Genomic DNA, 12,738 nt, shown 5'->3' with positions numbered 1-12,738 from the left:
CATGTAATAAAACAAATATATCCATATTGTTAATGGTTTTTTATTTACCCACCTTACCGCTTCGCTATAACATGTGGCCGGATGTTTCTAAGAATGATAAATGATTTACACACAGGAGTGGTTATGAGTGATATGGCGTTTTGCCGTGGTTGCGGAAAGGAAATACATAAAGAAGCGGTGGCTTGCCCGCAGTGCGGCGCGCCACAGAACACCGCCGGGAAGAAAAGCCGAATTTCTGCTGCGCTGTTTGCCTTCTTTTTAGGCGGATTTGGTGCGCATAAATTTTATTTAGGGAAACCAGGACAGGGGATCCTTTATCTTCTGTTTTGCTGGACCTTTATTCCGGCGATCATCTCTTTCGTCGAATTTATTATTTATCTGTGCAACTCCGATCAGGAATTTGCCCGTAAATACGGTTGAGTTTTCCCCCTCCGGTAATAAGCAAACCCCGCCCCGTGCGGGGTTTGTTGTTTATGAAACACCGATTGTCTCTTTGTAATGATAAAACCTTGACCTTCCCCTTGATGGAAGGTTTAAGCTTCTACACAGTCACTATTGAAGCACCACAACCAAGGAGATTGAGTATGTCTCATACCATAGCGCTAGACCTGGATGGCCTCTCTTGCGGCCATTGTGTTAAACGTGTCAAAGAGAGTCTGGAAAAACGCCCGGATGTTGAACAGGCAGAAGTCACCATTGAACGTGCGGAAGTCACCGGCAGCGCCAGCGCTGACGCGTTGATCGCAACCATCAAAGAAGCCGGATACGGTGCGAGCTTAAGCCACCCAAAGGCTAAACCGCTGGCAGAGTCATCACTCCCGTCGGAAGCACTGACAGCGGCCACACCTGAGCTTCCGGCAGCCAGCGAGCTTGATGACAGCCAACAGCTGTTGATCAACGGCATGAGCTGCGCCAGTTGTGTCTCCCGGGTGCAAAAAGCCTTACAGGCCGTACCGGGCGTTACGCAGGCACGGGTCAATCTGGCGGAGCGCACCGCGCTGGTCATGGGCAGTGCCCCCGCCGCTGAATTAGTCAGCGCCGTAGAGAACGCAGGCTACGGCGCTGAAGCCATTGAAGATGACATCAAGCGCCGCGAGCGCCAGCAGGAAACCGCGATCGCCACCATGAAACGCTTCCGCTGGCAAGCGATTGTCGCACTGCTGGTTGGCGTGCCGATCATGGTGTGGGGCATGATGGGCGATAACATGATGGTCACCGACGCCAACCGCACACTGTGGCTGGTGCTCGGTGTTGTCACATTAGCCGTCATGGTGGTTGCTGGCGGCCATTTTTATACCAGTGCCTGGAAAAGCCTGCGTAACGGCACGGCGACCATGGATACGCTGGTGGCACTCGGGACTGGCGCAGCCTGGCTCTACTCCATGAGCGTGAATCTCTGGCCGCAGTGGTTTCCGATGGAAGCCCGTCACCTTTATTACGAAGCCAGCGCGATGATCATTGGTTTGATTAACCTCGGCCATATGCTGGAAGCCCGCGCCCGCCAGCGTTCGTCTAAAGCGCTAGAACGGTTACTTGATTTAACTCCGCCCACCGCACGCGTGGTCACCGCCGACGGCGAGAAAAGCGTGCCGCTGGCGGACGTTCAGCCGGGCATGACGCTGCGCCTGACCACCGGCGATCGTGTGCCGGTAGACGGCGAAATTAGCCAGGGTGAAGCATGGTTTGACGAAGCAATGCTCACTGGCGAACCGGTGCCGCAGGAAAAAAGCACCGGCGAGAGCATTCATGCCGGGACGGTAGTGCAGGACGGCAGCGTGCTGTTTACCGCCAGCGCCGTCGGCAGCCACACGACCTTGTCGCGCATTATTCGCATGGTGCGCCAGGCGCAAAGCAGCAAGCCGGAGATCGGCCAACTTGCCGACCGCATTTCTGCCGTGTTTGTGCCGGTCGTGGTGGCTATCGCATTGTTCAGCGGTGCTCTCTGGTACTTCTTCGGCCCTACGCCGCAAATTGTCTATACGCTGGTCATTGCCACCACGGTGCTGATTATCGCCTGCCCTTGTGCTCTGGGGCTGGCGACGCCAATGTCGATTATCTCCGGCGTCGGTCGCGCTGCGGAGTTTGGCGTGCTGGTTCGCGATGCCGATGCGCTGCAACGCGCCAGCACGCTGGATACCATCGTGTTTGACAAAACCGGCACCCTGACGCGCGGCAAACCCGAAGTGGTGAGCGTGAAAACGCGGGATATTGACGAAACGACGGCGCTACGCCTGGCGGCGGCCCTGGAACAAGGTTCCAGCCATCCGCTGGCGCGAGCGATTATTGAAAAAGCAGGCGCGGAGACGCTCCCGGTGGTCAGTCAGTTCCGTACACTGCGCGGGCTGGGCGTGAGCGGTGAGGTTGACGGGCGCAGCGTGTTGCTTGGCAACCAGGCACTGCTGGTTGAAAAAGAGGTGGATACGAGCGCGCTTGACGATGAGCTTAATGCTCAGGCAAGCCTGGGCGCCACGCCGGTACTGCTGGCGATTGACGGGAAAGCCGTGGCGCTGCTGGCGATCCGCGATCCGCTACGCGGAGACAGCATCGAGGCGCTGCAACGCCTGCACCATGAAGGCTACCGCCTGGTGATGCTGACCGGTGATAACCCCACTACCGCTAACGCCATCGCCAAAGAGGCCGGTATCGACGAAGTGATCGCCGGCGTGCTGCCGGATGGTAAAGCCGAGGCGATTAAAAATCTGCAACAGCAGGGTCGCCAGGTGGCGATGGTCGGCGACGGGATTAACGACGCACCCGCGCTGGCGCAAGCGGACGTAGGCATCGCGATGGGCGGCGGCAGCGATGTGGCAATTGAAACCGCCGCCATCACGCTGATGCGCCACAGCCTGGTGGGCGTTGCCGATGCGCTGGCGATATCCAAAGCGACGCTGCGCAACATGAAACAGAACCTGCTCGGCGCATTTGTTTATAACTCGCTGGGTATTCCAATTGCGGCAGGCATTCTCTGGCCACTGACCGGCAGCTTGCTCGACCCGGTGGTCGCAGGCGCGGCAATGGCGCTCTCGTCCATTACCGTCGTCAGCAACGCCAACCGGTTATTGCGCTTTAATCCCCATAAGTAAACGCACCAACCCCGCCGTTTATCCGGCGGGGTTTGCACCTTCTGGCCGCGCGCGCTAGCATGAGATTTTTCACTCAGGAAGCGCGTATGAGCCTGTTTCAACGATTGAAAACATTTTTTCTTGCGCTTCGTGTGCGTCATTACCGCTGGCCCGCACTGGATGTTGATTTGCCCGGCGGCCAACATCTGCACCTGGTGGGCAGTATTCACATGGGCACGTACAACATGTCGCCGCTACCGGTGCAACTGCTGCAAAAACTGCGCAATGCCGATGCGCTAATCGTGGAAGCGGATATCGCCGGTTCGGATTCGCCGTTCGACAATCTGCCACCCGCCGAACCGCTCGAACAACACCTTCCCCCTGAACTACTTGCCCTGCTCGACAGCACGTTGCAAACCCTGTCGCTTCGCAGAGATGAATTCGATCAGCGACCCGCCTGGCATATTGCGCTGGTGTTGCAGGCCACGCAGGCACAACGGCTGGGGCTACGCCCGGAGTACGGCATCGACTATCAGTTGTTACAGGCAGCACAGCAATATCAAGTGAAAGTGATGGAACTGGAAGGCACCAGCAGCCAGCTGGATATCTTGCGGCAGTTGCCAGATGAGGGTAAAGAGCTGTTGCAGGATACGCTGACTCACTGGCACGAGAATGCGCGCTTATTACAGGTGATGATGAGCTGGTGGCTGGAAAACCCGCCCGCTGAAGATGAACTAACGCTGCCGTCAACGTTCAGCCAGCCGCTGCATGATGTTTTGATGCACCAGCGCAACCAGGCATGGTGCGAGCGTTTATTTGCGCTGCCGCCGGGGCACTACGTGGTGGCAGCAGGCGCATTGCATCTGTATGGCGAGGGGAATTTACCGGCGTTGCTGCGCGAAAGAGCGGCGCAATAGCGCAAGATGGTACTATTTTCGCGCACGCGACCAGGCGTATGCTAAGCGCCGTGAGATGACCGTGGTAAGAAGGATTATTATGACACCCGCCGTGAAGTTACTCGAAAAAAACAAGGTTCCCTTTCAGGTACACACTTACGATCACGATCCCAATGAAACCAACTTTGGTGATGAAGTGGTGCGCAAGCTGGGGCTGAACGCCGACCAGGTTTATAAAACGCTGCTGGTGGCGATCAATGGCGATATGAAACATCTTGCCGTTGCGGTAACGCCGGTTGCCGGGCAGTTAGATCTGAAAAAAGTCGCCAAAGCGCTTGGCGCGAAAAAAGTCGATATGGCCGATCCGCTGGTTGCCCAGCGCACCACCGGTTATCTGGTGGGCGGCATCAGCCCATTGGGGCAGAAAAAACGGTTGCCGACGCTTATCGATGCGCCTGCGCAAGATTATGCTTCCATTTATGTTTCCGGTGGCAAACGCGGGCTGGATATTGAACTGGCGGCGAGCGATCTAGCAAAAATGCTGGACGCGAAATTTGCCAATATCGCCCGCCGCGATTGACGGATGAGGAGCTGGCTATTGCCAGCTCACCTCCCCTTTGGGTTCGTAAGCATTCACATCCAGCGGTGAATTTTTCTGGATGAACTCTTTCAGCACTTCGGCATCAATAAAGCCAGTATTCACATAGCCTGCTTTATCATCCAGACGTGGATAACCATCACCGCCGGTTGCGTTGAAACTGAGCGTCGCCAGTCGATAGCTTTTCGCCGGATCGACCGGTTCGCCTTTGATTTTCAATGCATCCAGCTTGCCGTCTTTCGCCACAAAGCTAACATTGGCAAACTGCGGATACGCGCCTGAATCCGGCTTCATCTGCGCCACTGCGGTGAGGTAATCTGTGAGCTCTTTGCCGGTCAGGTTCACATACACCAGCGTGTTGCCGAACGGCTGCACTTTCAGCACGTCTTTGTAGGTGATGTCGCCCGCCTCAATAGAATCACGCACGCCGCCGCCGCTCATCACCGCCAGATCCGCGCCGGTACGCGCCATTTGCGCCGCGAGAATGACATGCGCAAGGTTGGTTTGCACGAAACGCACTTTGCTGCGATCGCCTTCCAGATGACCATTCGCGTTACCGATTTTCACCTCTAACTGCGCTTTGCCTTTGTTCTGGAACGGCGTTAACAGGGAGAGCATTTGCGGGTTTTCGGCAATTTCTGGCGTGTAGAGTACGCGCTCACTTTTGCCGTTGTCGTAGGTGACTTTCTTCTTCAGGTTGACCGGAATCAACTGGTAACGAACCAGTTTCATCTCGCCGTTACGGAACTGGAAATCCGCGCGTCCAACATATTTACCCCACTCATGCGCCTGAACAATCCAGATGCCGTTTTGCTGATCCGGCGCGCACGGAGTGCCAGGCACGTAATCGACCTGTTTTTTATTTTCAGAAGCCATACAGACTGGATCTTGTGAGTGACCACCCACAATCATTGCCAGCGCGCCTTTCGGCAGGCTACGCGCCATCTCGACATCGCCCGGCGCATTCGAACCGTGTTCGCCGTTGTCGTAATGGCCCATATGCGTCGTCGCCAGAATCACATCCGGTTTTTCGTTTTGATTCAGCTCTGAAATCACCAGCTTCGCTTCGTCAGCCGGTTTACGAAATTCGATATCGGTGAAAAACTCCGGGTTGCCAATTTTCGCCGTGTCGTCGGTGGTTAAACCGATCACGGCAATTTTCAGCCCCTGGCGATTAAACATCATCCACGGTTTAAACAGGCGCTCACCGGTGCTTTTCTGGTAAATGTTGGCGGAAAGGAACGGGAACTTGGCCCATTTCTCCTGCTGACGTAGCACGCTTAGCGGGTTGTCGAACTCATGGTTGCCAACAGCCATCGCATCGTAGCCAATCAGGTTCATGCCGCGAAAATCGGGCTCAGCATCCTGTAAGTCCGATTCCGGCACCCCGGTGTTGATATCACCGCCGGAAAGCAGCAGCACACTACCGCCTTCGGACGCCACCTCTTTGCGAATGCCATCAACCAGCGTTTTTTGCGCAGACAACCCATATTCGCCGTAATCACTGCGCCAGAAATGACCGTGATGATCGTTGGTATGCAGAATGGTGATGTTATAGGTCTTATCCTGCTCGTAAGCCTGTACCTGCCAGCTGGCAACACCCATTGCCGCCAGCAGCCCCAGCGTAATGCTCTTCTTTAACAATCTCATGCTTCCCTCCCTGACCCATTGATAAACTGAGAAATTACTGCGCCTGCAAATAATAGACAAATATGTATTCAGAATCGCAACTTCCTTCAAACTTTCAGCAAAGGTATGGTAGTCAGAGAATCATTACCGTGCTCTATCCTTAACCTCTTCTGACAACATACGTGGTATTTATGGCAATCAGTGAAACGTCGCAGACATCGCCTGCTGCGCGCACCTCGTTCGGTATTCTTGGCGCTATCAGCCTCTCGCATCTGCTTAACGATATGATTCAGTCACTGCTGCTGGCGATTTATCCGCTGCTGCAAGCCGATTTTTCCCTTTCATTTGTGCAGATTGGCTTTATCACGCTGACCTTCCAGGTTGCGTCCTCGCTGCTCCAGCCGGTGGTGGGCTATTTGACCGATAAACACCCGATGCCGTGGTCGCTGCCCATCGGTATGTGTTTCACCTTAAGCGGGTTGGTGCTGCTGGCACTGGCGGGGAATTTTACCACCGTGCTGATCGCTGCTGCGCTGGTGGGAACAGGTTCATCGGTTTTCCACCCGGAATCGTCTCGCGTGGCGCGCATGGCGTCAGGCGGGCGTCACGGGCTGGCGCAATCCATCTTTCAGGTCGGTGGCAACTTTGGCGCCTCGCTTGGGCCATTGCTGGCGGCTGTGATCATTGCGCCTTACGGCAAAGGCAATGTTGCCTGGTTTGTGCTGGCGGCTCTGTTGGCAATTATTGTGCTGATGCAGGTAAGCCGCTGGTATGCCGCGCAGCATCGCGTTAACAAAGGCAAAAAACCCGCTTCCGTGATAAATCCGCTACCGCGCAATAAAGTGGTGCTGGCGGTTTGTGTGCTGCTGATCCTGATTTTCTCGAAATACTTCTATATGGCGAGCATTAGCAGCTATTTCACATTTTATTTAATGCAGAAGTTTGATTTATCGGTACAAAACGCGCAGATGCATCTGTTTATCTTTCTCTTCGCCGTTGCGGCAGGTACGGTAATCGGCGGGCCATTGGGCGACAAGATTGGCAGAAAATATGTGATTTGGGGCTCTATCCTCGGCGTAGCACCTTTTACCCTTCTTTTGCCCTACGCAACGCTGTTCTGGACCGGGATTTTAACGGTGATTATTGGATTTGTGCTCGCCTCCGCCTTTTCAGCCATTCTGGTCTATGCACAGGAGCTGTTGCCCGGTCGTATCGGCATGGTTTCCGGGCTGTTTTTTGGTTTTGCCTTCGGCATGGGTGGCCTTGGCGCTGCAGTGTTAGGGCTGGTTGCCGATCATACCAGCATCGAGTTGGTCTATAAAATATGTGCTTTCCTGCCATTACTCGGGATTCTGACCATATTCCTGCCCGATAACCGCCCGCAACACTGATTTCCTCACGGCCAAAGTCGTACTTTGGCCGCTGCTTTCTCTTGCCAGCCTACGCTTGGCACCTGATTTCTGTTACGGATACCCCGCTTGCTATCTTCTTTGAGCCAAATTGTCATTTTCTTCATAATTCAACAATTATTCATAAACATACTGGCTAAAATTGTCATAAACTGTAACTCAGTTACCGGTTATCACCCCTGGGATCCACGTATCAACGAAAGGAGACGGAATGCATCACGCCACACCGCTTATCACCACCATTGTCGGCGGCCTTGTGCTCGCTTTTATCTTCGGCATGCTTGCCAATAAACTGCGTATTTCGCCACTGGTGGGCTACCTGTTAGCGGGTGTATTGTCCGGGCCGTTTACGCCGGGTTTTGTCGCCGATACACAACTCGCGCCTGAGCTGGCGGAGCTGGGTGTGATTTTGCTGATGTTCGGTGTCGGGTTGCATTTCTCCCTGAAGGATCTGATGGCGGTAAAGTCCATCGCCATTCCCGGTGCGATCGCACAGATTGCTGTTGCGACGTTACTGGGCATGGCGCTTTCCGCGATGCTGGATTGGTCATTAATGACCGGTATCGTTTTTGGGCTCTGTCTCTCCACTGCCAGTACTGTGGTGCTGCTGCGCGCGCTTGAGGAACGGCAGCTTATCGACAGCCAGCGCGGGCAAATCGCTATCGGTTGGCTGATCGTGGAAGATCTGGTGATGGTGTTAACGCTGGTGTTGCTGCCCGCGGTCGCCGGAATGGCTGAGAAAGGTGATGTCGGGCTAGCGGCGCTGGCGGTGGATATGGGCATCACTATCGGCAAAGTGGTGGCTTTTATCGCCATCATGATGCTGGTTGGCCGTCGCCTGGTGCCGTGGATCATGGCGCGTAGTGCGGCGACCGGCTCACGCGAGCTGTTTACGCTTTCCGTATTGGCGCTGGCGCTGGGTATCGCCTTCGGCGCGGTTGAGCTGTTTGATGTTTCGTTTGCGTTGGGCGCGTTCTTCGCCGGGATGGTACTGAACGAATCCGAGCTCAGCCACCGGGCGGCGCACGATACGCTGCCGCTGCGTGATGCGTTTGCGGTGCTGTTCTTCGTCTCTGTCGGTATGTTGTTCGATCCGCTGGTTCTTATTGCGCAGCCGCTGGCGGTACTCGGTACGCTGGCGATCATTATCTTTGGTAAATCGGCGGCAGCGTATCTGCTGGTGCGCATGTTTGGTCACTCGCCGCGCACCGCACTGACCATTGCCGCAAGCCTTGCGCAGATCGGTGAGTTCGCCTTTATTCTGGCGGGCCTGGGCATGTCGCTGAACCTGCTGCCGCAGGCCGGGCAAAATCTGGTACTGGCGGGTGCTATCCTGTCGATTATGCTCAACCCGGTACTGTTTACCCTGCTGGAAAAATACCTCGACAAAACCGAGACGCTGGAAGAGCAAACGCTGGAAGAGGCTATCGAAGAAGAGAAACAGATCCCGGTGGATATTTGCAACCACGCGCTGTTGGTAGGTTTTGGCCGCGTCGGCAGCCTGCTGGGTGAAAAACTGATGGCACAAGGCATTCCGCTTGTGGTGATTGAAACCTCACGGACTCGCGTGGATGAACTGCGTGAGCGCGGTATTCGCGCGGTGCTGGGCAATGCGGCCAACGAGGAGATCATGAGCCTGGCGCATCTCGATTGCGCCCGCTGGCTGCTGCTGACCATTCCGAACGGTTACGAAGCCGGGGAGATTGTTGCCACCGCGCGAGAGAAGTGCCCGCATATTGAAATTATTGCCCGCGCGCACTACGACGATGAAGTGGATTACATCACTGAACGCGGTGCTAATCAGGTAGTGATGGGCGAACGCGAAATCGCCAACACCATGCTGAGATTGCTGGAAAAACCGCCGGTTGAAGAAGCGGTAACGGGTTAAACAAGAAAAGGCCGGAAAGCTTACGCTACTCCGGCCAGTGTCTCATCAGCTTGTCTGTCCGGCATCGTCGGGCAATCACATCACCGTTCCCAGTACGCCTCTTCGAGGCTGTCTTCACGCTCTGGCAAGCCACGCGTCAAACGCGGTGAGTGCTGGTTCAGCACCTGGTAACTCACGCGGTTGGCGTATTTGCACACCTGCGCCAGCGAAGAGTACGTCAACCAGGTGAATTTGTGTTTGCTCGAGTTCGGCACGTTGGTGCGGTGATAGTTGTTGGCGGTGATGTCATGCAGTAACGCCGCCAGCGCGCCATCGCCCGCCCCGTTGGTATTCATAATTTTTTCCGGCCCGCCCATATACGGCGCAATGTGCGAGTAAATGCGCAGCGGATGTTCACAATCTTTGTGGCGCAGCGCTCGGCTGAACTCATACTGGTTGAATTCGGCAATTGCGCCCGGCAGTAATGGATGCTGTGTTTTGCGCTTCGCTTCATCTTCGGTGAAACCGGCCATATACAACCCAACCGGGCCAGCGGTGCATAACACCAGATCGACCCAATCCAGCGCTTTATCGGCCGCCAGCAGCGGATCGCTTTCACCGGTCAACGCCAGACCTTCCTCTTCATTCATCGCCAGAATCGACACATTCTCTTTGAGGAAATCGCGCCACCACTGCGGGTTATCGGCAATCACATATTTGGTACCCAGCGTCAGCACCACCGGCACATTATGCTTTTTGGCATACGTCACCGCCTGCATAGTTGCTTCCGGCATTGGCTCGCCGGGATTACAGCGCACCAGGTAAGAAGAAAGCACCAGCGCGGACGCGCCGGCAATAACCGCTTCCGGAATACTCTCCGGGCGTAGCCGGTTCATATGGCCTGGACTGATAGCGAAGGTGCGCTCACCACTGTCGCTAATCAGCGTGAAGCAACGGCCAATCGCGCCATCCACGCCTTGCAGGTAGTTGAGATCGGTACGACTGGAAGTGTTGCACAGGTAACGGTAGGCATAGCTGCCGATTTTCACGTTGTCGCACATAACGCCGAGCAGCACCGAACGATCGTCCGCCAGCACCGAGTAGTTGTGCATGGTGTTGCCAATGGTGCCACCCGCGAACTGGTGAGTGATCAAATCGTTATTGACCAGTTCCTGATAGAGCGCTTCCGCGACATCGTCGGCGATCACCAGCGAATGACCCGCACTCAGGCCATAACGGGCAATAAACGCATCATCCACTTTCGCCTCGATATCCACCAGCGTCTGGTCGATACCGACCACCCAACAGGTACCGGATTCGCTCTCGGGCTGAATTTGCTGTAACAGTGGATCGCGGGCATTAACGGGGAAATAGTGTTTGGATTTACGTTTACCGGGAAATTTCATGATTGTAATAAGCGCTATACATTCGGGCTGAGAATGTTAACACACTCTCAACCCGCGCTGCGATCAGCGATATTTGGCCGTCAGATTGACCATCATCTCGATATGTTCAGGGGAATCGTTAAGCGCCGGAATGTACTCATATTTTTCGCCACCGGCTTCAAGGAAGAATTCGCGGTTCTGCACGGCTATCTCTTCCAGCGTTTCCAGGCAGTCGGCTGCAAAGCCCGGCGACATCACCTGAATGTGCTTGACGCCTTTCTCGCCGAGCATCTTCAGCGTTTCATCGGTGTAAGGCGTCAACCACGGTTCGCGACCAAAGCGTGACTGGAACGTCATCATCACCTTTTCCGGTGGTAAATCGAGCGCGGAAACCAGCTCGCGCGTGGTATCGCGACAGCGCTGCGGGTAATCGTCCCCTTCTGCCGCATAACGCTGGGGAATGCCGTGATAAGAGAGCAGCAGTAAATCCGGCTCGCCGTGCTGCGCAAACGAGGCACGCACGCTGTTGGCGAGCGCAGCGATGTAGTCCGCATCATCGGCGTAGTCGCGAATAAAGGAGACGCCCGGAATATGGCGCTTTTTCGCCAGAATGCGCGCCAGCTCGTCCCACACGGCTGCAACCGTGGAACAGGAGTATTGCGGGTAGAGCGACAGCACCACAATATGCTCAACCTCCTGTGCCAGCAGTTCATCGACGGCACTTTCCAGCGACGGCGAGCCGTAACTCATACCGAGTACCACCGGCACATCCGGCAAGCGCGCCGCCAGTGCCCGCAGCTGCCTGCGGCTGTAAACCATCAGCGGTGAGCCTTCTTCCATCCAGACCGATTGATAGAGTTTGGCGACACGGGGAGAGCGAATGGGCAGGATCACACCACGCAGTAGCGGCCACCACAGCAAGCGCGGCGTATCGACAACGCGTTTATCACTTAAAAATTGCCGCAGATAGCGTTTTACTGCTTCGGGAGTAGGGGCATCGGGAGTGCCCAGATTGGCAAGCAGGATGCCGGTTTTCGCCTGACTCATTCACGCCTCTTAACCTTTTGAATGGTTGGTAATTGTAGCGTAAAAGCGGTTAAACGGAACCCATTGCTGCGATAGGTAAGATGAGAAAAATTCTCACCCGGAGACTCCGGGTGAGCGAGCGCGATTAGCCGAGGATTTTTTCCAGCTCTGCGCGCACATCGGCAACGGCTTTGGTGCCGTCGACTTTAGCGTATTGGGTATTACCCGCCTGCGCTTCTTTCTGGTAGTAGCCGATCAGCGGCGCGGTCATCTGGTGGTATTCCACCAGGCGTTTACGCACGGTTTCTTCCTGATCGTCTTTACGCGTGGTCAGCTCTTCACCGGTCACGTCGTCTTTGCCTTCCACTTTCGGCGGGTTGAATTTGATGTGGTAAACGCGACCGGAAGCAGCGTGTACGCGGCGGCCAATAATGCGATCGACGATCAGCTCGTCCGGCACGGCGAATTCAAGAACGAAATCAACCTTGATACCGGCTTCTTTCATCGCGTCCGCTTGCGGAATGGTGCGCGGGAAACCGTCCAGCAGGAAACCGTTACGGCAATCTTCCTGGGCAATACGCTCTTTCACCAACGCGATAACCAGCTCGTCAGTGACCAGCTTGCCCGCGTCCATAATGTCTTTTGCCTGTTTGCCCAGTTCGCTGCCGGATTTAACAGCGGCGCGCAGCATGTCACCGGTAGAGATTTGCGGAATACCGTATTTCTCCATGATGAACTGAGCCTGAGTTCCTTTACCCGCGCCCGGAGCGCCAAGCAGAATAATACGCATTGCGAAAATCCCCTCAAATGTTGGTTCAATTTTTCAAAAAGCGCTAAAAGATACCACCAGAACGACCCGCGCTCAA

Annotated in this window: 10 protein-coding genes; 6 read left to right on the top strand and 4 right to left on the bottom strand. The window is 55.3% G+C overall.

Annotated features, from left to right (window positions below; genetic code table 11):
- Positions 1 to 123 precede the first annotated feature (123 nt).
- The 4 genes from E0L21_RS00270 to ybaK all read left to right on the top strand — a co-directional run bounded on the left by E0L21_RS00270 (position 124) and on the right by ybaK (position 4,538).
- Positions 124 to 420, top strand: a complete 297-nt coding sequence (locus E0L21_RS00270; RefSeq protein ID WP_131406079.1) for a TM2 domain-containing protein — start codon at positions 124 to 126, stop codon at positions 418 to 420.
- 164 nt (positions 421 to 584) lie between these two features.
- Positions 585 to 3,083, top strand: coding sequence for a copper-exporting P-type ATPase CopA (copA, locus tag E0L21_RS00265; protein ID WP_131406078.1), 2,499 nt, complete (start codon positions 585 to 587; stop codon positions 3,081 to 3,083).
- Between the two features lie 86 nt (positions 3,084 to 3,169).
- Entirely contained in the window at positions 3,170 to 3,979 is an 810-nt protein-coding gene (locus E0L21_RS00260; RefSeq protein ID WP_131406077.1) for a TraB/GumN family protein, read from the top strand.
- A gap of 79 nt (positions 3,980 to 4,058) precedes the next feature.
- Complete coding sequence (gene ybaK / locus E0L21_RS00255) at positions 4,059 to 4,538, top strand: Cys-tRNA(Pro)/Cys-tRNA(Cys) deacylase YbaK (protein ID WP_131406076.1); 480 nt, start codon at positions 4,059 to 4,061, stop codon at positions 4,536 to 4,538.
- A 15-nt stretch (positions 4,539 to 4,553) separates the two neighbouring features.
- Here the strand turns inward: ybaK and ushA are convergent, their stop codons facing one another.
- Positions 4,554 to 6,161, bottom strand: a complete 1,608-nt coding sequence (ushA, locus tag E0L21_RS00250; RefSeq protein WP_407928643.1) for a bifunctional UDP-sugar hydrolase/5'-nucleotidase UshA — start codon at positions 6,159 to 6,161, stop codon at positions 4,554 to 4,556.
- Positions 6,162 to 6,376: 215 nt separating this feature from the next.
- Here ushA and E0L21_RS00245 point away from each other — a divergent pair, with 215 nt between their 5' ends.
- Complete coding sequence (locus E0L21_RS00245) at positions 6,377 to 7,576, top strand: MFS transporter (protein WP_131406074.1); 1,200 nt, start codon at positions 6,377 to 6,379, stop codon at positions 7,574 to 7,576.
- Positions 7,577 to 7,805: 229 nt separating this feature from the next.
- Positions 7,806 to 9,482: a YbaL family putative K(+) efflux transporter gene (gene ybaL, locus E0L21_RS00240; RefSeq protein ID WP_131406073.1), complete on the top strand. Its 1,677-nt coding sequence runs from the start codon at positions 7,806 to 7,808 to the stop codon at positions 9,480 to 9,482.
- An 80-nt stretch (positions 9,483 to 9,562) separates the two neighbouring features.
- Here the strand turns inward: ybaL and E0L21_RS00235 are convergent, their stop codons facing one another.
- From E0L21_RS00235 to adk, 3 genes are all read right to left on the bottom strand, one after another.
- A complete protein-coding gene (locus E0L21_RS00235; RefSeq protein ID WP_131406072.1) occupies positions 9,563 to 10,867 on the bottom strand; it encodes an inosine/guanosine kinase in 1,305 nt (434 codons plus the stop codon).
- A 63-nt stretch (positions 10,868 to 10,930) separates the two neighbouring features.
- Positions 10,931 to 11,893 (bottom strand): ferrochelatase, encoded by a 963-nt coding sequence (gene hemH, locus E0L21_RS00230; RefSeq protein WP_131406071.1) that lies wholly within the window; start codon positions 11,891 to 11,893, stop codon positions 10,931 to 10,933.
- A 124-nt stretch (positions 11,894 to 12,017) separates the two neighbouring features.
- On the bottom strand, positions 12,018 to 12,662 hold the full coding sequence (gene adk, locus E0L21_RS00225; RefSeq protein WP_131406070.1) for an adenylate kinase: 645 nt from the start codon (positions 12,660 to 12,662) through the stop codon (positions 12,018 to 12,020).
- Positions 12,663 to 12,738: the final 76 nt, after the last annotated feature.

The organism is Kosakonia quasisacchari (genome assembly GCF_004331415.1).
GTDB lineage: Bacteria > Pseudomonadota > Gammaproteobacteria > Enterobacterales > Enterobacteriaceae > Kosakonia > Kosakonia quasisacchari.
This window is presented reverse-complemented; position numbering and strand designations above follow the sequence as displayed.